The sequence below is a fragment of the Paraburkholderia sp. IMGN_8 genome (assembly GCF_038050405.1).
Taxonomy (GTDB): Bacteria; Pseudomonadota; Gammaproteobacteria; order Burkholderiales; family Burkholderiaceae; genus Paraburkholderia.
In genome coordinates this window covers 1,972,456-1,998,272 of the sequence record NZ_CP150900.1, presented here as the reverse complement: position 1 = coordinate 1,998,272, position 25,817 = coordinate 1,972,456, and the positions used below count along the sequence as shown (strand labels likewise).

Annotated in this window: 26 protein-coding genes; 10 read left to right on the top strand and 16 right to left on the bottom strand. The window is 61.1% G+C overall.

All coding sequences use genetic code 11. The annotated features are described in order from the left end of the window. The first annotated feature begins 6 nt into the window (after positions 1-6). The gene (locus WN982_RS09415; RefSeq protein WP_341315426.1) at positions 7-687 is read left to right on the top strand and encodes a TetR/AcrR family transcriptional regulator; all 681 of its coding nucleotides are present in this window, start codon (positions 7-9) and stop codon (positions 685-687) included. A 52-nt stretch (positions 688-739) separates the two neighbouring features. Here the strand turns inward: WN982_RS09415 and WN982_RS09410 are convergent, their stop codons facing one another. The 3 genes from WN982_RS09410 to WN982_RS09400 are packed head-to-tail and all read right to left on the bottom strand — an operon-like array spanning position 740 to position 2,106. After that, positions 740-1,015, bottom strand: a complete 276-nt coding sequence (locus WN982_RS09410) for a tautomerase family protein (RefSeq protein ID WP_341315755.1) — start codon at positions 1,013-1,015, stop codon at positions 740-742. Further along, positions 1,015-1,143 carry a hypothetical protein gene (locus WN982_RS09405; RefSeq protein ID WP_341315425.1) on the bottom strand — a complete coding sequence of 43 codons (129 nt, stop codon included), beginning with the start codon at positions 1,141-1,143 and terminating at the stop codon, positions 1,015-1,017. Before WN982_RS09405 ends, WN982_RS09410 begins: the two co-directional genes overlap by 1 nt. Before the next feature lie 60 nt (positions 1,144-1,203). Then, positions 1,204-2,106, bottom strand: coding sequence for an alpha/beta hydrolase (locus WN982_RS09400; RefSeq protein WP_341315424.1), 903 nt, complete (start codon positions 2,104-2,106; stop codon positions 1,204-1,206). 86 nt (positions 2,107-2,192) lie between these two features. Between WN982_RS09400 and WN982_RS09395 the strand changes: the two genes are divergently transcribed. From WN982_RS09395 to WN982_RS09380, 4 genes are all read left to right on the top strand, one after another. Further along, positions 2,193-2,996, top strand: a complete 804-nt coding sequence (locus WN982_RS09395) for an alpha/beta hydrolase (protein WP_341315423.1) — start codon at positions 2,193-2,195, stop codon at positions 2,994-2,996. A 103-nt stretch (positions 2,997-3,099) separates the two neighbouring features. Continuing rightward, on the top strand, positions 3,100-3,576 hold the full coding sequence (locus tag WN982_RS09390) for a MarR family winged helix-turn-helix transcriptional regulator (RefSeq protein WP_341315422.1): 477 nt from the start codon (positions 3,100-3,102) through the stop codon (positions 3,574-3,576). Between the two features lie 137 nt (positions 3,577-3,713). Beyond that, positions 3,714-4,142, top strand: a complete 429-nt coding sequence (locus WN982_RS09385; protein ID WP_341315421.1) for a nuclear transport factor 2 family protein — start codon at positions 3,714-3,716, stop codon at positions 4,140-4,142. Between the two features lie 54 nt (positions 4,143-4,196). Beyond that, a complete protein-coding gene (locus WN982_RS09380; RefSeq protein WP_341315420.1) occupies positions 4,197-4,646 on the top strand; it encodes a MaoC family dehydratase in 450 nt (149 codons plus the stop codon). 117 nt (positions 4,647-4,763) lie between these two features. Here WN982_RS09380 and WN982_RS09375 read toward each other — a convergent pair whose 3' ends face one another. After that, positions 4,764-6,002 carry a CaiB/BaiF CoA-transferase family protein gene (locus WN982_RS09375; protein ID WP_341315419.1) on the bottom strand — a complete coding sequence of 413 codons (1,239 nt, stop codon included), beginning with the start codon at positions 6,000-6,002 and terminating at the stop codon, positions 4,764-4,766. A gap of 272 nt (positions 6,003-6,274) precedes the next feature. Here WN982_RS09375 and WN982_RS09370 point away from each other — a divergent pair, with 272 nt between their 5' ends. Continuing rightward, positions 6,275-7,186, top strand: coding sequence for a LysR family transcriptional regulator (locus WN982_RS09370; protein WP_341315418.1), 912 nt, complete (start codon positions 6,275-6,277; stop codon positions 7,184-7,186). Positions 7,187-7,198: 12 nt separating this feature from the next. On the opposite strand, the gene WN982_RS09365 is transcribed toward WN982_RS09370, so the two are convergent. After that, entirely contained in the window at positions 7,199-7,762 is a 564-nt protein-coding gene (locus WN982_RS09365; RefSeq protein ID WP_341315417.1) for a TetR/AcrR family transcriptional regulator, read from the bottom strand. Between the two features lie 127 nt (positions 7,763-7,889). Between WN982_RS09365 and WN982_RS09360 the strand changes: the two genes are divergently transcribed. Together WN982_RS09360 and WN982_RS09355 are read left to right on the top strand one after the other, a co-directional pair. Further along, entirely contained in the window at positions 7,890-8,723 is an 834-nt protein-coding gene (locus WN982_RS09360; RefSeq protein WP_341315416.1) for an SDR family NAD(P)-dependent oxidoreductase, read from the top strand. A gap of 11 nt (positions 8,724-8,734) precedes the next feature. Further along, positions 8,735-9,619 (top strand): SDR family NAD(P)-dependent oxidoreductase, encoded by an 885-nt coding sequence (locus WN982_RS09355; protein WP_341315754.1) that lies wholly within the window; start codon positions 8,735-8,737, stop codon positions 9,617-9,619. Positions 9,620-9,650: 31 nt separating this feature from the next. On the opposite strand, the gene WN982_RS09350 is transcribed toward WN982_RS09355, so the two are convergent. The 4 genes from WN982_RS09350 to WN982_RS09335 all read right to left on the bottom strand — a co-directional run bounded on the left by WN982_RS09350 (position 9,651) and on the right by WN982_RS09335 (position 14,008). Next, positions 9,651-10,352 carry an OmpW family outer membrane protein gene (locus tag WN982_RS09350; protein WP_341315415.1) on the bottom strand — a complete coding sequence of 234 codons (702 nt, stop codon included), beginning with the start codon at positions 10,350-10,352 and terminating at the stop codon, positions 9,651-9,653. A 126-nt stretch (positions 10,353-10,478) separates the two neighbouring features. After that, on the bottom strand, positions 10,479-12,281 hold the full coding sequence (locus WN982_RS09345; RefSeq protein ID WP_341315414.1) for an acyl-CoA dehydrogenase C-terminal domain-containing protein: 1,803 nt from the start codon (positions 12,279-12,281) through the stop codon (positions 10,479-10,481). A gap of 14 nt (positions 12,282-12,295) precedes the next feature. Then, the gene (locus WN982_RS09340; RefSeq protein ID WP_341315413.1) at positions 12,296-13,243 is read right to left on the bottom strand and encodes an FAD-binding protein; all 948 of its coding nucleotides are present in this window, start codon (positions 13,241-13,243) and stop codon (positions 12,296-12,298) included. Between the two features lie 15 nt (positions 13,244-13,258). Next, positions 13,259-14,008, bottom strand: coding sequence for an electron transfer flavoprotein subunit beta/FixA family protein (locus WN982_RS09335; protein WP_341315412.1), 750 nt, complete (start codon positions 14,006-14,008; stop codon positions 13,259-13,261). A 441-nt stretch (positions 14,009-14,449) separates the two neighbouring features. On the opposite strand from WN982_RS09335, the gene WN982_RS09330 reads away from it, so the two are divergent. Next, the gene (locus tag WN982_RS09330; protein ID WP_341315411.1) at positions 14,450-17,182 is read left to right on the top strand and encodes a LuxR C-terminal-related transcriptional regulator; all 2,733 of its coding nucleotides are present in this window, start codon (positions 14,450-14,452) and stop codon (positions 17,180-17,182) included. Between the two features lie 18 nt (positions 17,183-17,200). Here WN982_RS09330 and WN982_RS09325 read toward each other — a convergent pair whose 3' ends face one another. From WN982_RS09325 to WN982_RS09295, 7 genes are all read right to left on the bottom strand, one after another. After that, the gene (locus WN982_RS09325) at positions 17,201-18,490 is read right to left on the bottom strand and encodes a DUF445 domain-containing protein (protein ID WP_341315410.1); all 1,290 of its coding nucleotides are present in this window, start codon (positions 18,488-18,490) and stop codon (positions 17,201-17,203) included. Next, positions 18,487-19,320 (bottom strand): poly(3-hydroxyalkanoate) depolymerase, encoded by an 834-nt coding sequence (phaZ, locus tag WN982_RS09320; RefSeq protein ID WP_341315409.1) that lies wholly within the window; start codon positions 19,318-19,320, stop codon positions 18,487-18,489. Before phaZ ends, WN982_RS09325 begins: the two co-directional genes overlap by 4 nt. 73 nt (positions 19,321-19,393) lie before the next feature. Further along, positions 19,394-19,816: a phasin family protein gene (locus WN982_RS09315; RefSeq protein WP_341315753.1), complete on the bottom strand. Its 423-nt coding sequence runs from the start codon at positions 19,814-19,816 to the stop codon at positions 19,394-19,396. 64 nt (positions 19,817-19,880) lie between these two features. Continuing rightward, the gene (locus WN982_RS09310) at positions 19,881-21,587 is read right to left on the bottom strand and encodes an alpha/beta fold hydrolase (RefSeq protein WP_341315408.1); all 1,707 of its coding nucleotides are present in this window, start codon (positions 21,585-21,587) and stop codon (positions 19,881-19,883) included. A gap of 52 nt (positions 21,588-21,639) precedes the next feature. Next, on the bottom strand, positions 21,640-22,104 hold the full coding sequence (locus WN982_RS09305) for a MaoC family dehydratase (RefSeq protein ID WP_341315407.1): 465 nt from the start codon (positions 22,102-22,104) through the stop codon (positions 21,640-21,642). Positions 22,105-22,126: 22 nt separating this feature from the next. After that, positions 22,127-23,770: a fatty acid--CoA ligase gene (locus tag WN982_RS09300; RefSeq protein ID WP_341315406.1), complete on the bottom strand. Its 1,644-nt coding sequence runs from the start codon at positions 23,768-23,770 to the stop codon at positions 22,127-22,129. A gap of 239 nt (positions 23,771-24,009) precedes the next feature. Then, positions 24,010-24,927 carry a LysR family transcriptional regulator gene (locus tag WN982_RS09295; protein WP_341315405.1) on the bottom strand — a complete coding sequence of 306 codons (918 nt, stop codon included), beginning with the start codon at positions 24,925-24,927 and terminating at the stop codon, positions 24,010-24,012. A gap of 180 nt (positions 24,928-25,107) precedes the next feature. On the opposite strand from WN982_RS09295, the gene WN982_RS09290 reads away from it, so the two are divergent. Next, on the top strand, positions 25,108-25,806 hold the full coding sequence (locus WN982_RS09290; protein WP_341315404.1) for a pirin family protein: 699 nt from the start codon (positions 25,108-25,110) through the stop codon (positions 25,804-25,806). The last annotated feature ends 11 nt before the right edge of the window (positions 25,807-25,817 follow it).

The following is a 25,817-nucleotide window of genomic DNA, read 5'->3' as shown; positions in this document are numbered from 1 at the left end:
CCAATCGTGAGTCCGAAACCTTCTACGGCCGTACCCTACCACCATGGAAACCTGCGTCAGGCCTTGATTGCGGAGGGCCGCCGTGCGCTCGAAGAGATTGGTGCCCATGAGTTAAGCCTCAGATACCTTGCTCGGGCGGTTGGCGTATCGGAAGCGGCCCCGTCCCGGCATTTCGCCGGCAAGGAGGGGCTGCTGGCAGCTATTGCAGCCGACGGTTGGCGGGACCTCGCCGCGTTGCGCCGCGAAATCCTCACCTCTGACGACACGGCGGCGACCGCCGCGTACAGGATGCTGCGCGTGTATGTCGAATTCGCCCGGCACCACAAGGGACTGTTCGACCTGATGGTGGGTCCCCGCATCGTCGCACGGGATTCTTATCCGGAACTCACCGAGGAAGGCTCCAGATCATTCGGGCTGTTCGCATCGTCCGTCGAGCGGGCTGCACTGGAACGCGGTTGGCCAAAGAATGCGCTTAACCTGGTGACACATGCAGCATGGAGCATGGAGCACGGGCTTGCCACGCTCATCCTCTCGGATCGGGTACCGCTATCCGATCGCCCCATTCAGATTGACCATATGATCCACTTCTCCATTGGCCTGTTCCTAAGCGCCGTTGCGGCAGGGCCTGCGCACCTCGAAAAGATGCTGGGCCAGCTACCGGCCATGGCCAGCCACGCAGAGGCGTAGTCGGTTTTTGACCGCCCCCCGCTCGATGCGCATACCTTGAGCTTGAGCCCAATTACCACTTCGGCGACGTGTCCGCCAACTGCGCAATGCCGCGACCGAACGAAAAATTCTCGTTGGGTACCGGCACGAGCGCGATGAAAACATCGTCAGGGGAGACGCCTACGTCCTTTTCAAGCAGGCGTGTAATCGCCGCCAGCAGTGCCTTTTTGTCGGACGAGGGTCGATGCGCCCCGATCAGAACCGTGACGATCATTGCATTCTGAGTTCGTTTCATGTCCATGAACGTGGGATCGATAAACAGCTCGTCGTCGCCGTGCTCGCTGAGCATCACGAACCGCGGTCTCCATTGGGGATATCCAGCGCTTCAACCAGCGACTGATTGAGCGCGTTACCCATCGCGACTTTCTGCTCTCTGGAAAAACGACCTTTAGGGATGTGGGCGTGAAATACCGGCATGTGAGTTCTCCATTTACTTCAAGTGATTGCAACACCGTCTGATACCGTTCCCGACGGGAGCTAGCCGCCTCCGGCGAGATGTTCGTCGAACCAGTTCGCGGCCGCGCCGCTCGCCAATGCGAACGCCGCGTCGTACGGGTCGAAGTGATGACCCGGTACCAGCGCGAGCCGTTTGGGTTCGAGCGCGCGCTCATAAGCCTCAAGTTCGAGATCGGTCATCGTCACGCGATCCTCGCGCGCAATAATCATCAGCAGAGGCGTTGGCGATATCCGACTCACCCATACACCAGGCTCGTACATGCTCGCGGCAAATGTCGAGCGAAACGTGACCGTGTTATTCCATAAGGCACCCGCTAGCTCCCGGGTGTAGAAGGCAATCGCCTCAGGCGAACGATAAGCGGCCGGCACGTCCGGGTCCGCGCTCACGACCGCCAGTACCCGGGAAGGCAATCCACGGTGTTGTTCACGCAAGTCGTCGGTCATCGAGGCGAGAAATCCCGGCATCATGTCAGGTGAAACCCGACGTCGAATTTGCTCAAATCCGCTGATGGTGGGGACCTGCGAAACAACGCATTTGACGCGCCGATCGGTGGCAGCAAGAACCAGTGCGTGACCGCCGCTGAAGCTGGTGCCCCATATCCCGATCCGGTCCGAGTCAACCTCGGGTCGCCCTTCAAGATAAGTTATCGCCCGTCGCCAGTCCGCAATCTGTGCCCACGGATCAATGTCCTGGCGCGGCGCGCCTTCGCTCGAACCGAAATTGCGATGGTCGTGAACAAGCACGACGAAGCCCGCTTCCGCGAAAGCGGTCGCGAATCTGTCGAGGCCGTGTTCCTTGACAGCAGCAAAGCCATGACACATCGACACTGCCGCGCGACGACCCTTCCCTGACGGCATGAACAACCAGCCGCGCAAAGTCACACCGCCCTCGCCAGCGAACTCTACGTCGGTCCTGCTGATCATGCCGAACCTCGTCTTTACAATACGTTGATATGCGCATATTATGACTGACAGCAAAGTTTGACAAGCACCCTGTTGAGGAACAAACCATGGCAACAGCATCTGATGTGACGAATGTATCGGGTCAAGCGAAATATGACGCGCTGATTTTTGTCCATGGCTTTCTCGACAGTCACGCAGTCTGGGGTCAACTGATCAACGCGCTTGCGCCCTCCTCGATCCCAATGATCGCGCCCGATCTTCGAGGCGCGGGGAATCGACGCGATGAAAACGACGGCTGTACGCTGGAGCAGGCGGTATTTGACATCTCGCATTTGTTCGACGAATTGCGTCTTTCGCGGGTCGCATTGATCGGACACAGCATGGGCGCCCAGATCGCAGAACTCGTCGCTTTCGAACGCCCTGAACATGTCGCGTCATTGACGCTGATCACGCCGACGCCGTTGCGAGGAAACACGTTACCGGGTGAGGTACGCAACCTTCTGCGAGAGAGCGGTGCCGATCCAGGCGCGCAACGAGGGATTCGCGCTTCATTCTCTGCGAACCTGAATGATGCTCAGCTCGATTCCCTGGTTACGCCGGACGTATTGATGAGCAAGGCAGCGGTGCGCCAGTATTATGACGCGTTCACGCTGGGCGATCCGCGCGGCAACGAACCGTGCGCATATCGCGGCCCGATACTGGTTATCGGGGCCCAGGATGATCCCGTGATTACCGTCGATCAGGTTGCCACATCATGTCGCGAACGCTTCCCAACTGCGAGGTTTCGCGTCGTGGCTAATTCCGGTCACTGGCCGCATCTGGAGCAACCGGCCCAGACGGCACGACTCATCGCAAACCACCTCGGGTGGCCACAGCTGCAATCAATCAAGGCTGAAGGTGCCGCGCTCTGACCATATCCGGGTAAGCCCCCCAGGCGATTATTCCTTGCCAGAAGCCGTCGGGTTACCCGATTATTCTCGACATCGACGAAACGTGAGCGAATGCGAAATGCCAATGCACAAAGAGCTAGTGGAAGACATCGATGGCCGCTGCAATTGTCTTGCCGCACGCAAGGCATCCAGGTACCTGACAGCGGTATATGACCAGGCGCTCAGCCCGGCGGACCTGCGCGCCACGCAATTTTCCATCCTGTACAAGCTCGCCAAAGACGGACCGCTCACCATAGGCGAGCTTGCAGCCGTCATGGCGATGGACCGTACGACGCTGTCGTCGAATCTGAAGCCGCTCGAGCGTGAGGGACTGCTTGAAATGGTGCCCGGAGAGGATCGTCGCGTGAAGAAGGTCGTGATTACAAAGGCAGGCGTGTCGCGATACCGCACGGCGTTTCCGCTTTGGCAGGCTGTTCAGCAGGAATTCGAAGGCCATTATGGGGAAAAGCGTGCTGAGGCGTTGCGAAATTCGTTGCGCAAGGTGCTGCATAGCGGTTTTAGTCCCTGGGCGCCGAGCGAGAGCACGCCGGCCAAAGACTAGAAGGGCGTCAAGCAGACGATTGTCGGTGGCACAGGTCATCTTGTCACTGACGTACCCATCATCTTCGTGCAGTTGCCATTATGTGCATATGCACAAAATATGCGGAAACTTTCCAGAATCGAAACAGGAGGCGAGATATGAAGCACCCGCAAATCGCTGAAGCATGCCGGAAGGCGTTCACGGGATTCGAGCTCAATGACAAAACGGATCTCGTTTCGTTACTGGCTGACGACATCGTTTTTGAGTTTTCCGACTCCCTCCCTTACGGTGGAACCTACCGTGGAAAAGACGAGTTTCTTGCATTCTGGAAGCACGTGTATAAGAAGTGGGAGTACTTTAATTACGACGCCAGAGCGGTCCTCGAAGCAGACGACTACATTATCGTGCCGGTCATTGCACGGGCAAAATCCACCAACGGTTATTCGATGCAGAACGAACACCTGTTCCTGTTCGAGGTCCGCGACGGCCGAATTGTTCACGGACGACTCTATGCAGACACCGCGCGGGGACGAGACATACTGGAAGACAGGCCGCCGAAAAGCTACCCGAAAATGATCGTCGGTTAAGCGCACCTCCCGCGATCCCACGCGCCAGCCAATCGACAAGTCGGAGTGCAGACGATGACAGAACACTTATATCTGGATGACCTGAAGGCCGGCATGCAATTTGACTCGCCGACCTTTACGGTGACGGAGGCGGACATCAAGCGCTTCGCGTCAGAATTCGATCCACAACCGTTTCATCTTGACGATACTGCCGCAAGAGAATCGATTTTCCGTGGTCTTGCCGCAAGCGGTTGGCACACTGCCGCGATTACGATGCGCCTCCTGGTGTCGGGCGGATTGCCGCTCGCTGGCGGCATCATCGGTATGAGCGTCGATATCGCATGGGTCAAACCCGTGCGGCCCGGCAGTATCCTCCGGGTCGTCAGCACCGTGCAGGATGTGCAGCGGTCGAAGTCCAAACCATCGCAAGGGATCGCGACAGTTGCGTCAGAGACGATGGATGAATCAGGCGAAGTCGTACAGCGTCTCGTGTCGAAATTGCTCGTGGCGGCACGTAACGCTTGAGCGTGCCACTTCACGGCTACGTGCTGCAATGCCGTTTACACGTACAGGGAGGCTGGCGAAAGCGGACCTGATCGGACACATCGATCCCAATTTCGCCTGCAATCCGGCAGTGCTACGTCAGATAATCCCATTGTGGCGGAGTTCTTCGATTTCCGTGGCGGACATGTCCAGCCACGCATCAAGGACCTCTTCCGTGTGCTCTCCGAGAGTCGGCGGAAATTGCCGGTATTGCACTGGCGACTCCGACAAGCGGATCGGATTGGCAACCAGTGGCACCTTCTCCGATAAAGGATCCGGCATCTCGAGGCGCATATGGCGCGACTGCACGTGCGGGTCTGCGAACACCTTGTCGAGGGTGTTAACCGGTCCACAGGGAACGCCAGCCACTTCCATGATGGCGATCCATTCGTCAGTGGTACGGCCTGCCGTGATGCTGCGAATCAAGGCGATCAGTTCGTCCCTGTGCTTCACCCTTTGCGGATTGCGCGAGAAGCGTTCGTCGCTACCCCATTCCGGTCTGCCCAATGCTGCACAGAACCTGGCGAACTGACCGTCGTTACCAACCGCAATAATCATGTAGCCGTCGGCCGTCGGGAAATCCTGATATGGCACGATGCTCGGGTGGGCGTTTCCCATACGTTTTGGTACCACACCACCAACGAGATAGTTAGCGGCCTGATTGGCGAGGCATGCAATCTGCACATCCAGCAAAGCGAGGTCGATATGCTGCCCCTTGCCGGTCCGCTCGCGATGCGCAACAGCCGCCTGAATCGCCACGGCCGCATACAGCCCCGTCATGATGTCAGTCAGCGCAACGCCCACTTTCAACGGCCCTTCACCCTCCGCGCCATCGGCACGCCCTGTCAGGCTCATCAGTCCGCCCATGCCTTGCATCAGGAAGTCGTAACCTGCCCGCGTGGCGTAGGGTCCGGTCTGTCCGAATCCGGTGATCGAGCAATAGACCAGTCTGGGATTCACTTCGTTGAGGCTTTTGTAATCCAGACCATACTGGCTGAGTCCGCCGACCTTGAAATTTTCGATCAGGACGTCCGCCTTGCTCGCCAGCCGCTTGACGAGTTCCTGCCCTTCCCGCTGGCTGAGGTCCACCGTAACGGATCGCTTGTTGCGATTGGCGCTCAGATAGTAGGCCGATTCCCCTGTCGCTTCGCCGTCGGCGTCCGTCAACCAGGGTGGCCCCCATGCACGCGTATCGTCGCCCGTTCCAGGACGTTCGACCTTAATGACGTCGGCCCCGAGATCGGCCAGTAGTTGGCCGGCCCATGGACCCGCCAGTACTCTTGAGAGGTCAAGTACGCGCAGGCCGGCAAGAGCCCCTTGTTGCAATGGTTTGGTCATGGCGGATCAAAAAGCTGCAATGCCTGTCATGGCACGCCCGAGAATGAGGGCGTGACGCATGGTGAGCGAATCGACTCGGGTGTATTGGTTCAGCAACAAGGGATTATCCCCATGGAACGACGCGGACTTTTGCTCAGCGCTCATTTCATACTCGATAGTGTGAAGTCGTGCTGTCAATCTAAAGGCTTTTTTCACACCTCACAAACGATTTGTTCGCATCGACCTGTGCGAAAATTGCACGATTCAATCGACCACCTGTGAGAGCCACTACCATGCGTCGAAAGATTCCTTCAACAGCTGCGTTGTCCGCATTCGAGACCGCGGCACGCCATCAAAGCTTCACCAAAGCCGCGGATGAGCTGGCCGTCACACAGAGTGCGATATGCCGGCAGATCGCTTCATTGGAAGATTTCCTCGGGGTCAAGCTGTTTCGCCGGGACCGACGCGGGGTGGCGCTGACGGAGGCCGGATTGGTTTATAGCCGCAGAGTGGCGGCCCGCCTCGATGAAGTAGAACGGGACACACTGGAACTGATGGCCAAAGGTGGCCAGGGCGGAACACTCGAACTCGCGGTCGTGCCCACGTTTGCCACGAAGTGGCTGTTGCCCAGACTGCCGCTTTTCGTCAACGAGCATCCTGACATCACGGTCAATCTCACGTCACGTTCACGTCCCTTTCTATTCGACGAAACTGAGTTTGACGCGGCTATCCACGCGGGTACCGCAACATGGCCGGGAACGGAAGGGCAGTTTTTGATGCGAGAAACGCTGATCGCAGTTTGCAGTCCAAATCTCATTGCACCGCGAACGAAGCTGACGGCTGTAGACTGGCGACGGTACACCCTGCTTCAACAAAGCACGCGCCCCTATGCGTGGCGCGAATGGTTTGCCTCGCGCGGCATGCAGATCAACAAGGACATGTCAGGCCCAAGATTTGAACTGTTCTCCATGCTCGCCGAAGCAGCCGTGCATGGCATGGGGATTGCGCTCATCCCCCGTCTGCTCATAGAAGACGAGTTGCTTCGTGGCGTCTTGATCCAGGCGGCCGGGCATGAACAGCTGAACGACCGCTCGTACTACCTTATTTTTCCGGAAAACAAGTCCGACAACGCAGCGCTGATCGTGTTTCGCGACTGGCTCGAGCAGCTGGCAGGCGAATACAGGGAAGCGGCGGGTTTGGGGTAATCACGCTCACGCTCAGCCTTTCCGACCAAGCGCGGCAGAGACGATCGCGACCTGCACGCCAATCATTCGCCGCATGTCTGCACCATCGCGAGCGATTTCCTTAAACCCCTTGATAGCAAACACGATCGTCTGGGCCAGGTCGACGGCTGCTATACCGAGGCCCGATTCGGCGAGTGGTGCACTGATGATTTCCGTCAACAAGTCTCCGAACGCGGAAAATCCATTACAGACGGACGCGAAACCCAGATCAAACATGTCTTTTGCGTCCGGGTGTGCCTGTACCAACTCGAATCCCTCTGCTCCCCACGCCTCACAGGCATAGCGCAGCTTTTTTTCGAACCCGCGATAGCGAGGCAGCCGCTGGCGAATCTCGCTCAGCTTGTCAGCCACCATCGCGTCCACGACTGCATGAAAAATCGCGTCCTTGTCGGGAAACGCCAGATACAGCGTCGGACGAGATAGACCCGCCGCTTGCGCGATGTCTGCCATTGTCGTGCGCGCGTAGCCATATCGTAGAAATACGCCTATCGCCGCCTGGACCACCTGGTCACGGCGCGTTGAAGTTCCTTCGCTCATGATGGCGATTATGACACATCGACGGCAAGACACTTTGACGAAAACTGTCAAATGAACTAGACTGAAATTGACAGTTTTACCAAAAATGTCAACTCGTAGTGACCATCTATTAACTCGGAAGATACACATGGCCAATCCCAAAGTGTGGTTCATCACTGGTGCGTCGCGTGGCTTTGGCCGCCGGTGGACAGAAGCAGCGCTGGCACGCGGAGACAAGGTCGCTGCTACTGCACGTGACCTGCAATCACTCGAAGCCTTGCAAAAGCAATACGACGAGGCCCTGTTGCCGCTCCCGCTCGACGTCACCGACCACGACGAGGTTGTCCGTACCGTCAATCGCGCGCACCAGCACTTCGGCCGCCTCGATGTGATCTTGAGTGTTGCCGGCTATGGCTATTTGGGGGCCATCGAGGAGATCGGCATTCAGGACGCCCGTGCCAACTTCGAGACCAACGTGTTCGGCACGCTGTCTGTGATTCAGGCCGCCCTGCCTCTGCTTCGAGCGCAGGGATCGGGACATATCCTGCCGGTGTCGAGTGTGGGCGGAATCGTTGCCTTCCCGACGGGCGGTATCTACGAAGCGACAAAATTTGCCGTGGAGGGCTTAGCCGAAGCACTTGCCAGCGAGGTTGCCGGACTTGGGATCAAGGTAACGATCATCGAGCCGGGGCCGTTCGCTACGGATTTCATGAATGAATCGTCCATCAGGCAGGCACCGCCGATGCCGGCTTACGAGTCTGTACGTCAGCACCTGGCATCGATGTTGTCAGCCGACGCCTTTGGCGATCCTTCCGCAACTGGAGAAGCGATTCTGAAGGTGGTCGATGCGCCCGAGCCTCCGCTTCGTCTCATCCTCGGCAGCGCAATGCTTCCGTTGGTCAAACAGGTCTACGCGGAACGCCTGAAGGTTTGGGAAAGCTGGGAGAACGTCTCCAAGGCCGCGCAGGGTGGCTGCAACTAAAGGGATTCACTATGTCTGATACCTCAAAAATCTGGCTGGTAACCGGCGCTGCGCGTGGCCTTGGGCGCCTGATCAGCGAGGCGGTCCTTGCCGCGGGCGATCGTCTTGTTGCTGGCGCCCGCGATCCCGAACGCCTGGTAGATCTAGTCGAGCGCTATGAAGACCGGATTCGTGCCGTCGCACTCGATGTCACCGATGAGATTGCCGCGCAGCGCGCGGTCGACCACGCGCTCAATGCCTTTGGTCGCCTCGACGTGCTGGTTAATAACGCTGGTTACGGCCACACCGCTCCGTTCGAGCAAATGACAACGCAAGATTTCCGCGATCAGGTGGAAACTAACCTGTTCGGTGTGGTCAACCTAACCCGTGCGGTGCTGCCAGTGATGCGTGAACAGCGCGCTGGTCATATTTTCCAGGTGTCATCGGCGGGCGGCCGCACGTCGACACCAGGGTTGTCCGCCTACCAGGCAGCGAAGTGGGCCGTCGGCGGTTTCAGCGATGTCGTGGCGAAGGAGGTTGCTCACCTAGGCATCCGCGTGTGTACGCTGGAACCGGGAGGAATGCGCACCGACTGGGCCAGCGAAGCACGTCGCGGCATTGACGACATGTTGCCCGACTACGAACAGTCGGTCGGCAAGATGCTCAGGCTTCTGGAAGCTTATGGCGGTCACGAAATCAGCGACCCCGCGAAGATCGCGACATTGATCGTCCAACTGTCACGTCGCGACGAGCTTCCGTTGCGCCTGTTGCTCGGTGGCGATGCGCTGCACGTCTGTAGTCTCGCAGACGCTGAGCGCGCCGAGGAACTGGAGCGGTGGCGCGAAACCACGCTTTCCACGCATTTCCCGGATGCGCAGCTACCGGAAGGGCTCGATGTTCTGAAGAAACCGAAATGACATAAAGTGGGCACGGCCGCCGCTACGGGGGCTAAAACCGGTATCCTATTCCGACAAAGCTGATCCACGGATCCGCCTTGATGTGCGTTGTGTTGGACAACATCGTCTGACCGTTGGCGGCCACGGAACTCACCGTCGCATTTGTCTTCAGAGGCAGATACGTCACCCGCGCAGTCGCGTACCAGTTCTTGCTGAAATTGTAAGAGGCGCCCGCGGCGAACGCGGGGTTCCATGACGGACTGAGCGAAGCCTTGACCTGTCCGCCCGGCCCAGCAACCTGCTGTAACGCGCCACTGAATGTCGGATTGAGCTCGGTATGCGAGTACCACGTATAGTTCGCGCCGATACCGACGAAGGGACGCAGCTTCGTCTGCGCGTTGCCGAAGAAATATTTCAGGAAAAGAACGGGTGGCCACGATCGGGTGGTGGCGAGCGGCTGCAGATTCCCCAGACCGAGCGATGGCCCACCGGGACCGAATGGTGCCACGGTGCCCTGCGCATAAAGCTTGAGCTTGGGCGGTATGCCCGTCACCAGGTCCAGCGCAATGTTGTCCGTAACAAAATAGGTCATCGAAAGCTCTGCGGTGAACGTGTTGTGTATCTGACCACCCGTTCCCGAAGACGTGAACGTGCCCAGAGCCGAACTGCTCTGCAACGATGTTGCGGATGACGGGCCAAAGTCGAGCCAGGCCCCGCCCACACTGGTTATCAAACTGCCTGCGCTCTGCCCCATCGCACTGGAGCATATCGCGCCCGGTATTAGCGCAAGGCATGCTAGTCTCCTCATCATCTCATCCCTGATTTATTTCGCATTACATATCAATAGTTTCGCGTCGATGCTTTTTTCTTGCATTGCCGCTCAGAACTGCTCGATTGGGAGGCTCGACCCGCTCGATGCGCCGCTGCGGATCGTCTCCAGAAGCGCATTCGCTTTGGGCAAGACCTTGTCGGCGTAGAAGCGCGCGGTGGCGAGCTTGGTGCGATGGAAGTCCGGGTCTTCATTCGCCGCGCTTTTTCTTGACGCAGCAAGCGCTGCGCGCCCCATCTGCCACCCGCCGCACACGTAACCGGTGAGCATCAGATAGTCGACGGAACTGGCAAGCGCTGCGTCGGGCTCGCTCGCCAATGCGTGCAGCATCCAGACGGTGGCATCGTCGAGCGCCTCTACACCGGTCACCAGCGCCGCGCCAACGGACGCCAGTTGCGTATCCGTGCTTCGCTCCAGGTCCAGCGCGACCTGACGCATCTCCGCAACAAGTTCAGCCATCCCCGCGCCCCGATCTGATGCGAGCTTGCGGCCTGCGAGGTCGGCAGCCTGGATGCCCGTCGTGCCCTCGTAGATCGGCGCGATTCGTGCGTCGCGCAGGAACTGGCATGCGCCCGTCTCTTCGATGTAGCCCATCCCGCCGTGCACCTGCACACCCATCGACGCAATCTCGACGCCCAATTCCGTGCACCATGCCTTCAACACGGGGATCAGAAGGTCGACACGCGTCTGGCGACGTGCGCGCTCACTGGCGTCGGGGTCACGGTGCGCGCGGTCCATGTCTGCTGCCATCACGTACGCGAAAGCACGCATCGCTTCGATCTGGGACTTCATCGTCATCAGCATGCGCCGCACATCCGGGTGATGGATGATGGCTACCGTGTCACCCGCAGCGCTACCCGATTTGCTGGCCGCGAGCCGCCCCTGGACGCGTTCCTTCGCGTATTCGCGGGCCTGCTGATAAGCGCGTTCCGCCATCGCGAGCCCCTGGATACCCACCTTCTGGCGCGCTTCGTTCATCATCGTGAACATATGCGCGAGACCTTTGTTCTCCTGCCCCACCAGATATCCGATCGCGCCACCCTGATCGCCGAAGCTCATCACGCAGGTCGGGCTCGCGTGAATGCCGAGCTTGTGCTCGAGGGATACGCAGTGCACGTCGTTGCGTTGCCCGGGAGAGCCATCGGCGTTCAGCAGGAACTTGGGCACGACAAAGAGCGATATGCCGCGCACGCCCTCGGGCGCGTCCGGCGTGCGTGCGAGGACGAGATGAATGACGTTGCCAGTCATATCGTGATCGCCCCACGTGATAAAAATCTTCTGGCCGTAGAGGCGATAGTGGTCGCCTTCGGGCACCGCCTTGGTGCGCACGGCGGCGAGATCCGAGCCCGCTTGCGGCTCGGTCAGGTTCATGGTGCCCGTCCACTCACCGCTGACGAGATTGGGTAAATAGCGTCCCTTGAGTTCTTCCGAGCCGTGCTGCCTCAGCGCTTCCGTGGCGCCCGCCGTCAACAGAGGACATAGCGCGAACGCCATGTTGGACGAATTCCACATCTCGACGGTCGCCGCATGCAGCAACTCGGGCAGCCCCTGGCCGCCGAAATCCGGGTCGCCGGAGAGGCCGCTCCAGCCGCTTTCGACGAACTGCCGGTAGGCTGTCGCGAAACCGTCCGCGGCAACGACGCCGTCCTTCGTCAGGCGCGCGCCCTGCTCGTCGCCGGGCTTGTTGAGCGGTGCCAGCACTTCGGTCGCAAGCTTCGCCGCCTCGTCGAGCACGGCCTCGGCGAGTTCGGGCGTCACCTCCTCGAAGCCCGGCAGCGAAGACAACTCGCCGAGCCCGGCCAGTTCCGTCATCACGAAGCGCATGTCGCGCAGCGGTGCAATATAGGTGCTCATCATGGTCTCCGGCATCAGTTTTGTTGCAGTTTGTCCAGTTCAGCGGACAACTCTGGTAGTACCTTGAAGAGATCGCCGACGATCCAATAATCGGCGACCTGAAAGATCGGTGCCTCCTCGTCCTTGTTGATCGCGACGATCACCTTCGAGTCCTTCATGCCGGCCAGATGCTGGATCGCGCCGGAGATGCCGACCGCGATATAGAGTTGCGGCGCGATGACCTTGCCGGTCTGGCCCACCTGATAGTCGTTCGGCACGAAGCCGGCATCCACGGCAGCGCGCGACGCGCCGACCGCTGCGCCCAGTTTGTTGGCGATGTCCTCCAGCAAGGCGAAGTTTTCGCCGGAGCCCATGCCCCGGCCGCCCGAGATCACCCGCTGCGCGGCTGTCAGCTCGGGACGCTCGGAGCGGGTCAGTTGCTGGCTCACGAAACGTGAGCCCGGGACCTCGACGGCCGGCGCGAGCGATTCGATCGCTGCAGCGCCGCCTTCGGCGGGCGCCGCCGCAAAGGCCGTGGTGCGTACGGTGATGACCTTGATGCGGTCCGCGCTTCGCACCGTCGCCAGCACGTTGCCCGCGTAGATGGGGCGCACGAACACATCGGCGGACTCAACGGCAACGATCTCGGAGATCTGCGCGACGTCGAGCAGCGCGGCCACGCGCGGCATCGCGTTCTTCGCGGTTGTCGTGGCGGGCGCCAGCACGTGGCTGTAGTCGGCCGCGACCGTCATGATCAGCGCGGCCAGGTTCTCGGCCAACGGATGCGCATGGTGCGGCGCATCGGCGACCCGCACGCGGTTCACGCCGGCGATGCGTGCGGCCTGTTCGGCCACTGTCGCGCATTGCGATCCGGCGACGAGAACATGAATGTCGTCGCCAAGACGCGCAGCGGCAGCGACGGTGTTCAACGTCGCGGACTTCAGCGTCTGATTGTCGTGTTCTGCAATAACGAGTATGGACATGTTTCCCTCTTCCGGTCAGATGACGTGTGCGACGTTCTTCAGCTTGGCCACGAGATCCGCGGCGTCGGCGACGCGAATGCCCGCCTCGCGTTTCGGCGGCTCCGCGAGCTTCAGCGTCGACAGCCGCGGTGCGATGTCGACGCCGAGGGCGTCAGGTGTCACCACGTCGAGCGGCTTCTTCTTCGCCTTCATGATGTTGGGCAGCGTCGCATAGCGCGGTGTGTTGAGCCGGAGATCGGTGGTTACGACGGCCGGCAGATCGACCTCGATCGTCTCGAGTCCGCCGTCGATCTCGCGCGTCACCATGGCCTTGCCCGCTTCGACGCTCACCTTCGATGCGAAGGTCGCCTGCGGCCAGCCGAGCAGCGCCGCGAGCATCTGGCCGACCTGGTTCGCGTCGTCATCGATGGCCTGCTTGCCGAGCATCACGAGTTGCGGCTGCTCCTTGTCCACCAGCGCCTTGAGCAGCTTCGCTACGGCGAGCGGCTGCAACTCGGCGTCGGTCTCGACGAGGATGCCGCGGTCAGCGCCTGTCGCCATTGCCGTGCGCAGCGTTTCCTGGCAGGCCTGCACCCCGCAGGACACGACGACCACCTCCGACGCCGCGCCGGCTTCCTTCAAACGCACGGCCTCTTCCACGCTGATTTCGTCGAAGGGGTTCATCGACAGCTTCACATTCGCGATGTCGACGGCGCTGCCGTCGGCTTTCACGCGGACTCTCACATTCGCGTCGACGACGCGTTTGACAGGAACCAGTACTTTCATTGCCTACTCCGTTTCGATAAAAGACTCCGCCACGCCGGCCATGTGAACCGATCGCTCGATGTTTCGTTTTGTTCGTCCGGGATACGCGCCGCCGGCCCGATTTTGTGCACCGCAATACGATTCGATGCGGTAGACATGTCTCCTCCCTCAAGGTGGTTGGGCGTATCATTCCGTGAGCAAAACACCGGTTCAGGCCGCACCCGCCGAGGGGCTTCACCCATGACCGGCCGGCGTGCCGCACCGTTGTCCAGCTGTGGAACTTCGATCTCCTCGCTGGAATCCATGGTGTCTGAGCGCGGCGCTGAGCAATATCCCCCTTAAAGGGGAGCGCGATTGCATGGACGGCAACCATGTTGCATGGGACCGGAGTAAGCGCTAAAGCGCCAACTCCGGTCGACAGAGAATGGCAGTCAGGGTCAACCCGAACGCCTGGAGCAGCTGATGCACGTGATACAAGCGCCCGCCCCGAACAGGTCACCTCTCTTCCTCGCAACGAAGGTCTTTCCACCACGCCTGCCAGCCGGATTAATCGATCGGCCACGGCTCCTCTCTCTCGCCGGGAAGGCGGAATACAAACGGCTCACGGTCATCAAGGCGCCTGCCGGTTTTGGCAAGACATCGCTTGCGCTCACGTGGCTCGAGGGGCTGAATGCAAGCGGCGCATTTGTCGCGTGGCTGTCGCTCGACACGGAGGACGACGAACCCGCGCGCTTCTTCCATCATCTGGCGCAGGCATTGCGCAACGCCTGCGCCAGCGTCGGCGTGTCCGCGGTCAGCCTGACAACCGAGGCGTCGCTCGTGCCCGCGCACTCAGTCGTGTCGACGCTGATCAACGAACTCGTCGACGTCGACGACGAGGTCTATCTCTTCGTCGACGACTATCACCTGATCAGCCTGCCCGCCATTCACGATGCCATGTCGTACTTCATCGCGAACGCACCGTCGAACGTGCATGTCGTGGTCTGTACGCGTACCGATCCACCGCTGCCGCTCGCCAACCTGAGAGCCAGGAACGAGCTGCTGGAAATCGACGCGTCGGCACTTCGTTTCAACTTCGACGAAACACGCAGCTTTGTCGAACACGAATGCCCAGGCGGGCTGCGCGCCGCCAACGTGAAATCGCTGTTCGCGAGCACGGAAGGCTGGGCTGCGGCGCTGCGCATTTCCACCTCGGTGCTATCGCGTGACGAATGCAAACCGGATTGGGACGTGCGCGCGCCGTCCGGTGCGTCCCGGCCGTTCGCCGCCTACCTTGAAGACATGCTCGAGCGTTTGCCTGCCGACATGGTCGGGTTCATGTTGCGCACGTCGATACTCGATCGCCTGACGGCGTCGCTATGCGAAGCGGTAACCGGCATGGCAGCGGCACAAGGCATGCTGGACGCGATCTCGGCACGCCAGTTGCTGCTCGAACCGCTCGATATCGAAGGGCGCTGGTTCCGCTATCACCATCTCATGGGCGAGTACCTGCGCCGACGGCTCGAAACCCAGCATCGCGATAAAGTGGTGGACCTGCATCGTCGTGCGTGCCAGTGGTACGCCAAAGAGGCGCAATGGACAGACGCGGTCAAGCACGCGATCGCCGCGGGCGATACAGAAGACGCCGTCTCCTTGATGGGTCACTGCGCGATGGCGCTCGTCACGAAGGGCGACCTGCTCACGCTGCTCGGCTGGCAACGGCAGTTCCCGGCGCATCTGATGCGCGGGCAGATCAAGATCACGCTCGCGATCGCGTGGGGAATGGCGCTTGCGATGCGTTTCGACGAAGCACTCGCGATGCTGGATGAGATCGAGCGCGACGCCGGTACTGGCTCGAGCGACGCCTCCGAAAACATCCGCTGGGAGTGCAAGGCGATCCGCTCGGTGGTGGCCGCGCTACAGGACGACTCGCCGCGCGCGCTCGCGATCGCACAAACGTGTCTCGAACGGCCGTCGACAGACAGTTGGACCACCAACGTTGCCTCCAACGTCGTGCGCTTCGGGCACTGGAAAGCCGGCAACCTGCAAGCGCTGTACGCGACACCGTGGATCCCCTATTCGATCGAGGAAGACCAGCGCAATGTGTTCGCCTCGGTCTACCGGCTATGCCTGCTCGGCCACGCGGAAATGCAGCAGATGCATTTCGCGCTCGCCGAGCGCTATTTCACCGAGTCGATGCAGCTCGCCGAGCGCCATGCCGGTCCGAAATCCATCTCGGCCGCGCTGTGCGCGCCCATGATCGCGCAGATCTGGTACGAGCAGGGGCGGCTCGACGAGGCGGAAGCGTTACTGGTCGATCTCATGCCGGTGATCGACCTGGCGGTCCTGCTCGATAGCACCTTGATCGCCTATCGCGTGCTTGTCCGGATCGCTATCGCGCGTTCCGACGCCGAGCAGGCCTACGCGCTGCTCCATCAGGCGCAGACTCTGGGTCATGCACGCCGCTGGGACCGGCTGATTGCGGGCGTCCTCGTCGAGCGCGCGCGGCTCTATCTTGCGGAAGGCAGGATAACGGAAGCGTCGGCATGTGTCGTGCAACTGGATCAGCTGGTGGGCTCCCGTTCCGCCGCGGAGCATGCAGTCTCGCCGGAGATCGAAACCTACCGCGCGATCGCGGTGGCCTGGGTGGCGATGGCCCAGAACCGGACAGAGGAAGCCCTCGGGTCGTTGACCTCCGCTTTGCGAAGCGTCGAAGACCGGCACGGCGACTATCTCGCGCTGCGCTTGCGCACCACGCTCGCGCTCGTCTGGATGCGTGCGAACGAACAGACCCGCGCGGTCGAAATTTTTCGCGAAGTCCTGAGCGCCAATAGCGGCATCTACCGCTCGATTCTCGACCAGGGTCCGGAAATCGGGCCGCTCCTGCATGCGGTTCGCGACAACACGCGTTCCACCCCGCAGACGAAGGAGAGCATCGCTTACATCGATCGCCTGCTAGACGGCTGGCGAGCGCTGTACGAACCCGACGCCGGGCCCAGGCGCGACACGGAGCGCGAGCCGTTGAGCGCGCGGGAGCGCAGCATCGTCGAGCTGATTGCCCAAGGGCAGTCGAACAAGGAGATCGCGCGCACACTGGGGATTACGCCCGAAACCGTCAAGACTCATGTCAAGAACATCTTCGTGAAACTGGATGTCGACAAGCGCGCACACGCGGTTGCGCGCGCGCAGGCACTGGGTCTGGTTGTGACCGGCTAGCGCGCCTCTCACTGCGTCTCACCGCATGACGACGAGTGTGGCGGCGTGAATCAGTACGCCGACCATGCCGCCCACGAATGTACCGTTGATCCGGACATACTGCAGGTCACGGCCGATTTCCGCTTCGATCTTCCGGCTCACTTCATCTGCATTCCAGTCTTTTACGACCTCGGTGATCAGCGCGGAGAACTGGCGCCCATATCGCACGACGAGTTCGCGCGCGAGCGCGAGCCACCATGCGTTCAGCTTGTGTCGAAGCGCAGGCTCACGGCTAATCCGCTTGCCGAGCGAAGCCAGCATACTCGTCAATGCGTCGCGCACGGCCGATTGCTCGTGATTGAGGTCGGCGATGACACGCATGCGCAAGCGCTCCAGCAGCACGCGATAGTAGTCTGCATGCCTGAAATAACGGATGCAGTCGCGCATCAGCGACTTGCCGAAACGGCGGTGCACGGCCGATGTCTGCAATTGCACGGTCAGCGCCTGCAAGGCCTCATCGAACTGGCGGCGAAGCTCGTGATCCGGACTCGCCGCCACTTCATGGAGGAGCGCAACGATGCCTTCGACAAATTTCCTGACGATATAGGCGTCAAGCGGCGCGGGCGTGTACCTCGAGGCCTCGCTGAATTTGGCCTTGATCATGTCGACGTTCGCCGTCAGCCACTTCTCCAGCGCGTCGAGTCCGTGAACCAGCCACGGCTGATGCCGCTCGCCTTCAGTCAGTACTTTGAGGACGTCGCCGGCCACGCGGGATACGTCGAGCGTACGCAACTGCGGTATCACCAGACGGTCGAAAAGCCACTGGAGGTCTGCTTCGTCAATGCCGTCAAGTAATCCCGCAACGGCGTGCGCAACGATATCGGCGACCTCGCGACTGTTCGCCGGCTGCGCCAGCCACCGGGCAAGCACCTGTGCGGCATCGTGGCCGCTCAGCCTGCCGACGATGAGTTCCGGTGTCAGAAAATTTTCCTCGACAAAGTTGCCGAGACTCTCGGCAATGCGCGGCTGGTTTTGCGGAATGATCGCCGTATGCGGGATCCGCAGACTCAAAGGATGACGGAACAGCGCGACGACTGCGTACCAGTCCGCGATCGCGCCAACCGTGCCGGCCTCCGCGAACGCGCGCGGCCACGCAAGCCATGAATGGTCAGCCTGCCAGGCGACACACACGAGCAGCAACGCAATCATGAAGGCGAGCAGGCACGTCGCCGTTCGCCGCATGCGCTTCAAGCCACTTGCCTTGCGGCCTTCGCGTGCATTCGCAGTGGCCGGCCGCGCGCCATCGCTATCGCGCGCAAAGAAACTCAACTCGCCTCCTGCCGGAGAAACCTGCGTACCACAGGCGCGACTTCACTGGCGCGCGAGATGAGAAACAGGTGACCGTCATCGATCACATAGAGCGTCGCATCGCGGATACGGGCTGCGAGAATCTTCGCGTTGGTGAGCGGCACAATCGGGTCGTCGTTGCCGTGCATGACCAGCGTCGTCTGGCGCAACGCGCCGAGCCACGGCAGGCTGCTCCAGCCCGTAGCGGCCAGCAGTTGATAGACATAGCCGCGGCCGCGCGGCGGCTGAATGTGCTGGCTGTGCGCCTTCAGCAGCGACGGATTGCGCCGGTAAGCGCCCCCGTAGATGTCCGCGCCCACCTGTTGCAGGTAGGCGGGATCGGTATAGCGGCGCGGCCCGATCAGCTTTGACAATACCGACAGTTTGCCCGGCACCATGATGACGCCGGGAGAGGTTGCCGCGAGAATCAGCCTGCGGCAGCGCCCCGGATACAGACGCGCGAACTGCTGCGCCAGCGCGCCGCCCCACGATACGCCGAGCACATCGACGGCCCCATCATGGCCGAGCCGCGTCAGCAGTTTGTCGGTCAGCACGGACAACGTCGAAAAGCGATACGGCACGACCGGAGCAGGCGAGCCGCCGACGCCCGGAATGTCGAAGATGATGACGCTCACGTCTTCGAGTGCCGTGACGAACGGCTCCACCAGTTCGAGGTTGGCGCCGATGCCGTTGAAAATGAGCAGCGGCGGCGAAGCATCGCTGCCGCGCCACGTTGCGACACGCAGTGTCTGACCGTCCAGATCGATCATCTGGATTTGCATGCTGCAAGCAGACTCGGGGCTCATGTGCATTTCTTGTTTCCGGATCATCTTCTGGAAGGACACTTCATTCGAGGCGCCTGCATGCCGCATAGGCTGTGTCGCATTACTTCTTCGGCTGAAGGAGCGTTTTCAATTCCTCGACGTGCTCGGCGACGCGCCTGGTGACCACGGCGACACTGTCCGACTGCGCACGGTATGCCGTGTCCGCGAGTTCCTGCATGTCCACCAGCGCCTTGTGCAGTGCCTGCTGCACCACTTCGCCCGTGTTGGCGGCGGGCTGGGCTCCCGACTGGGTCACGCGGCTGACGAGCGACTGCAGTTCGGTCAGCGTCGTGCGGAGGATCTCCGACTGCTTCTGAGCGAGCGACTGCACGCCTGCCAACGCGGTCGTGTTGGCCTCGACGATCGCCTCGATGTCCTTGCGGCGCGACTCGAGGAGTGCGCCCACGTCGACGCCGGGCAGCTTGAACTGTCCAACGACCTTTTTATACTCGGCGAAAATGCTATTGAAATTGGTTGAATCCATCATCGATACTCCAATAAAACTACGTTGAGAAAATGTTGGCCACCGTGCGGTCAACGAATGCGTGTCATGCTTCCATGACATACGTTCCCGGCGCCTTCACGCCGGCGGGGTGCCGCTCGTTGCCGACGGCCGCCGGTGCGGGCCGCCGCTCGCCGGAATGGTCGGCGAGCCACGTGCGCCAGTCGGCCCACCATGAGTCCTTTTCAGCCTGGGCACTGGCGAGCCACGCTTCGGCATTGGCGGGCAAATCGGCATTGAGGAAGAACTTCGCCTTCGGATTGCCCGGCGGGTTGATCAGGCTCTGGATATGACCGCTCGAACTCAGCACAAAGCGTGTATCGCCGCCAAACGTGCGCGCCGTGTTGTACACGCCCTTCCACGGCGTGATGTGATCGGTCATGCCGGCTACCACGTATTTGTCGCACGTCACTTTGGACAGGTCGATCGGCGTACCCAGGACCGTCAGCGCGCGAGGCTTGCTGAACAGGTTGCCGGTGAAGATATCGAGCAGTTGCCCATGCATCTGCGCCGGCAGCCGGGTCGCGTCGTTATTCCAATAGAGGATGTCGAAAGCGGGCGGCGCTTTACCGAGCAGATAGTTATTGACCCAGTAGTTCCAGACGAGATCGTTGGGTCTCATCCACGCGAACACGCGGCCCATTTCTTCGCCGGCGAGCACGCCCTTCGATGTGCTGTTCTGCTTCGCGGCCGCGATCGCTTCCGGCGTTGCAAAGAGACCGAGCTGCGAGTCAGCCGTGTTGTCCAGTACGGCGACCATCAGCGTGGCCGCATTGACGCTCCTGTCACCAAGGCTTGCGAGGTGGCCGAGGAGCGCCGAAATCGTCATCGCACCCGAGCAGGCGCCGTGCAGGTTGACGTCGTCGCTACCGGTAATGTCGCGCACCGCCACGATCGCTTCGAGGAGCGCGGCAACATAGGTATCGAGGTCCCAGTGACTCTGCGCAGCGGTGGGATTGCGCCAGCTCACCACGAACACCTGGAACTCGCTCTTCACCAGGTAGTCGACGATGCTCTTGCCTTCGGACAGGTCGAACACGTAGAACTTGTTGATCTGGGGTGGCACGATCAGCTGCGGGCGGGCGTACACATGCTCCGTCGCGGGCGCGTACTGGATCAGCTCGAGCACGTCATTGCGGAAGACCACCGCGCCCGGCGACGTGCCGAGATTTTCGCCCACCTTGAACGCCGTCCTGTCGACTTGCGCGGGCATCCCCTGGTTCTGCAGCATGTCCGTCACGAGGTTCCTGATGCCGCCAAGCAGGCTGGCGCCGCCCGAATCGATGATTTTCTTGAGTGCAGCCGGATTGCCGAGCAGCGTGTTCGTCGGCGACAGCGCATCGGTGAAAAGCGACAGTACGAACTGCGCGCGTTCCTTGCTCTTCGGGTCGAGCGCGGAGCGATCGACAAAGCCTGTCAGCGCGCTGCGCCACGCCACGTAAGCTTGCAGCGTCATGCGGTAGAGCGAATTCGTCTGCCACGCCGGGTCGGTGAAGCGCTTGTCGCCCTGAGGTGGCGTACTGTCCGCACTGCCGCCCAGCACAGCCATCAGATCGCGCGCGAGCGCCGCCTCCTGCTCCATGAGCAATGCGGGTTGCCGCAGCGCCTGGGCGCCAATCTGCTGCGCGGTTGCCAGAATGTCGCGCGGCCGCAGTCCCACGAACGGATTCGGTCCGAGCATGCCTTCCGCGGCAGACGCCGCGAGGTCGTTCAGCTGCTCGCTTCGTGCCGTGCTTTCGTCATTTGCCGCCATCTTGCTGCTCCTCAAACGTCTCTATCCGTTTCGCCAACACCGCTGCTTACGCTTACAAAATCAGCATCGCCAACGTCTCGGCGATGAGCGCCGGCTTCTCCTCGCCCTCGATCTGCAGTTCGTTCATCGTCTTGACGACGATCCGGCCGCCGCCCTTCTTTTCCACCGAAATCAGCGTCACGCGATTTCTCACCCGCCCTCCCGCTTTCACCGGTGTCATGAAGCGCACCTTGTCCAGCCCGTAGTTCAGCCCAGCCGATGCGTCCTCAGGAATGAGTCCGATCTCGATCGCGAGCGCCGCCAGTAGCGAAAGTGTCAGATAGCCATGCGCGATCGTGCTGCCGAACGGGCTTTCGCGTTTCGCGCGCCCGGCATCCACGTGAATCCACTGCCGGTCGCCAGTGCATACCGCGAAGGCGTCGATGCGCGCCTGATCGACGACGACCCAGTCCGACACGCCCAGTTCGCGGCCCACGAAGTCGTCAATCGTGGCGACGCTGTAACCCTTGATGCTCATCGTGTTTGCTCCTTGCGACGGGTCAGGCGAATTGCTCGCGCAACCACTTCTTGTTCATCTTGCCGACACTCGTCTTCTCCAGCGCGTCGACGAACTTGACGATCTGCGGCACTGCGTACTTCGAGATCCGCCCTGTCTTGCTGAATCCCATTACGTGCGCTTTGACGTCGTCTTCGGTGACCACGGCGCCCGCCTTCAGCACCACTAGCGCAACCGGCCGTTCGCCCCATTTCTCATCCTTGATCCCGATCACCGCGACTTCCGCGACATCCGGGTGCAGCGAAATCAGGCTTTCGATTTCGAGCGAAGAGATCCACTCGCCGCCCGATTTGATGACGTCCTTGATGCGGTCGGTGATCTGAATGTTGCCGGTCGCGTCGATGTTCGCGATGTCCTGCGTATGCAGGTAACCACCTGTCCAGAGCTGCGCGGACGCGTCCGGATTGTTCAGGTAGCCCTGAGTCAGCCACGGCGCACGCACGACGATCTCGCCGTAGGCCCGGCCGTCGTGCGCGACGTCTTCCATCTGCTCGTTGACGATGCGCGCATCGACGAGCGGAACGGGGAAGCCGGTCTTGCAGCGCAGGCGCACCTCTTCTTCGAGATCGAGCGGCCCGGTGCGAGGCGGAAGTTGCGCGAGGCTCAATACGGGACAGGTCTCCGACATGCCATAGCCGGCAAAGATGTCGATGCCGCGATCGAGCGCGGCGCGCGCGAGGCCGTGCGGCAACGCGCCGCCGCCGATGACGATCTTCCATTTGCTGAAGTCCGCGTGCTTCGCGTCATCGCACGAGAGCAGCATGTGCAGGATCGTGCCGACGCAGTGCGAAAACGTGACACCTTCGTCGCGGATCAGTTGCACGAGACGCTCGGGCACATAGCGGCCCGGATAGACCTGCTTCACGCCCAGTACCGTCGCGATGTAGGGCATGCCCCATGCGTGCACATGGAACATCGGCGTCAGCGGCATATAGACGTCGCCGCGGTGAAAACGCTGTCCCGACACCGGGCTCGACAGCGCCGCCATCAAGGTGATGGTGTGCAAGACCAGCTGGCGGTGCGAGAAGTACACGCCCTTGGGCAGGCCCGTGGTTCCCGTCGTGTAGAACGTCGTGGCCCGGGTGTTCTCGTCGAAGTCGGGGAAATCGTAGCTCGTCGCGCACGCTGCGAGCATCGCCTCGTATTCCGTAGCGAACGCAATGGTGTGCGCGCACGCTTCACTGCCCGGCTCGTCGATCCACACGAATGTACGGACCGTTTCAAGCTGATCCTTGATCGCTTCGACCACGGGCAGAAAATCGGTGTGGACAAACAGCACCTCTGCGCCAGCGTGGTTGATCGTGTAGGCGATCTCCGCCTCCGAGAGCCTCACGTTGACCGTCTGAAGCACGGCGCCCATCATCGGAACCGCAAAGTACGACTCCAGATAGCGGTGGCTGTCCCAGTCCATCACCGCCACGGTGCTGCCGTGCCGCACCCCGAGCTGGTGGAGGCCATTGGCGAGCCGCGCGATGCGTTCCCTCAGCGTGGCATAGGTCATCCGCAGCTGGCCGCGGTACACGATTTCCTGGTCCGGCGCCTGAACGAACGGCGTATGCAGCAGTTGCTTGATCAGCAGCGGATAGGCATAGGGGGATGGCGTCGAGCCCTGCACGGCGTCCTGCATCTACATCTCCTGAAGTCGAGAAATGGATCGGGCTGACACAGGTCCGTCGGTGTGTGTCGCACACGGTGGCATCCCGAGTGATGCCATCATCGGATTGTTCGCTGGGAGGAGCTATCCCCCGAAAAGGGGAGCTTTCAGGATGCCGTCGCGTAGTGAGGATCGCGCGACCAGGTCGGGAGACGGGATATAGGGAAGCCAACTTTCCAGAAAGATCCGGGCCGGCAGATTAATGGCCCTTTTTACCCCTTACGCTTCAAGTCTTCGAATCCTGCAACGAGCGCATCGAGCAGGTGACGGACGGCCGGAACCATGCCCCGGCGCGTGGGAAAGACGGCGTGCACAAGACCCGGCGTCGTAGCCAGCTCCGGCAGCAGGTGTTGCAGCCGTCCGGCCTGAATATCGGCGTCCACGAGCTCGCGGGGCAGCATCGCCACGCCGACGCCTTGTATCGCCGCAACCCGAAGGCTGGCCAGATCATCCGTCGCAAGTCGAGCCCGATGCACCCAGGACGTCATCTGACCGTCCGCGTCGACCACGTTCCAGACAAATCTCTCGCTGCTGCTGGCCATGGAAACGGTCGGCCATTCCTTCAGGGATTCGATCGAACTGGGCGCCGGATAGCGCGCTACCAATTCTGGACTGGCAACGAGAATCTGAACGGATAAGCCCAGTTGCCGGACCGCGAGATCGGTGTCTTCCAGCGGGGGACGCCTGACACGGATGGCAAAGTCCAGGCCTTCTTCGACCACATCCACGCGGCGGTTGGTTGCATCCAGCAGGACCTGGACTTGAGGGTTGTCCTGGACGTATTGCGCAATGATCGCGGCAACGCCGGAGTTCAGTAATCCCACAGGGCAGCTGATTCGCACGGTGCCGTGCGGCGTCGACCGCGTCCGGTCCACGACGTCTTTGGCGGCCTTCGATTCCGCCACCAGTGCAAGGCAATGCTGGTGGAACTGACGCCCCGTTTCCGTCAAAGACAGGCTGCGGCTCGTGCGATTGAGCAGGCGGACCCCAAGTTCTTCTTCCAGCGCGCGAACGCGCCGGCTGAGCTTCGATGTCTGAAGGCCGAGACTGCGTGCGGCCGCCGTGAAGCTTCCATGCTCGACGACCTCTGCGAAGAGCCGAAGGTCATTGAGGTCAGTAATTGCGTTCATGGGCAGACTTCAACTCCTTCTAATCGTTCTATCTGCAGCAATGATGCGTTCCAGTTCAGGATCTATGCGCCAGTTCGTTGCAAATATAGCATTCTTCTCATTGCCTGCATCAGCGCTGAATTCGGTCGGTCGCACAGGTGACAAGCGTCGCATTTGCGACGGCGGGAAACGGAAGCGGACATGCTCACACACAGGCGTTGGGAATCATTGGACAGGGCGGAACTCGGCTGGCTGCACGCGAAATACCATTTCGTGGTCAGCGCCGACGGCAATCCCGCGCACGCCGCCCTGGGTCCCCTGATTGTCTGGAACGACGACGAGTTCGCGGTTGGCAGTGGTTTCCCCATGCACGGGCACCGTGACATGGAAATCATCACTTATGTGCGCCAAGGCCTGCTCGGGCATCGAGACACCTTGGGATCCGAGGGAACGATCCACGCAGGCGATGTCCAGGTCATGAGCGCCGGCACGGGCATACGCCACGCCGAGTTCAATCGGGGCGAGGTGCCGCTCAAGGTTTATCAGATCTGGCTGCTGCCTCGTGAAGCCGGTGGCGAACCCGCGTGGGATACCAAGCCGTTTCCCAAAAGCGACCGATCTGGGCGCTTCGTAATCCTTGCCAGTGGGTTCGGCGGCGACGAAGGTGCGCTTCCTATTCGCGCCGATGCGCGTGTGCTTGGCGCGATGCTGAAGGCAGGCGAAAGCGTTCGACACGAGATGGGTCCAGCGCGTCGTGCCTATCTCGTCGTGGCCTCGGGACGCATCGAAGTGAATGGCGAGGCCGTTGGGCCGCTAGACGGCGTGGCGATCACGAAATTCGCTGCGGCGCAGATTTCCGCCCTTGAAGATTCCGAGCTGGTGATGGTGGACGCCGGCTAATTCCCTTTTTC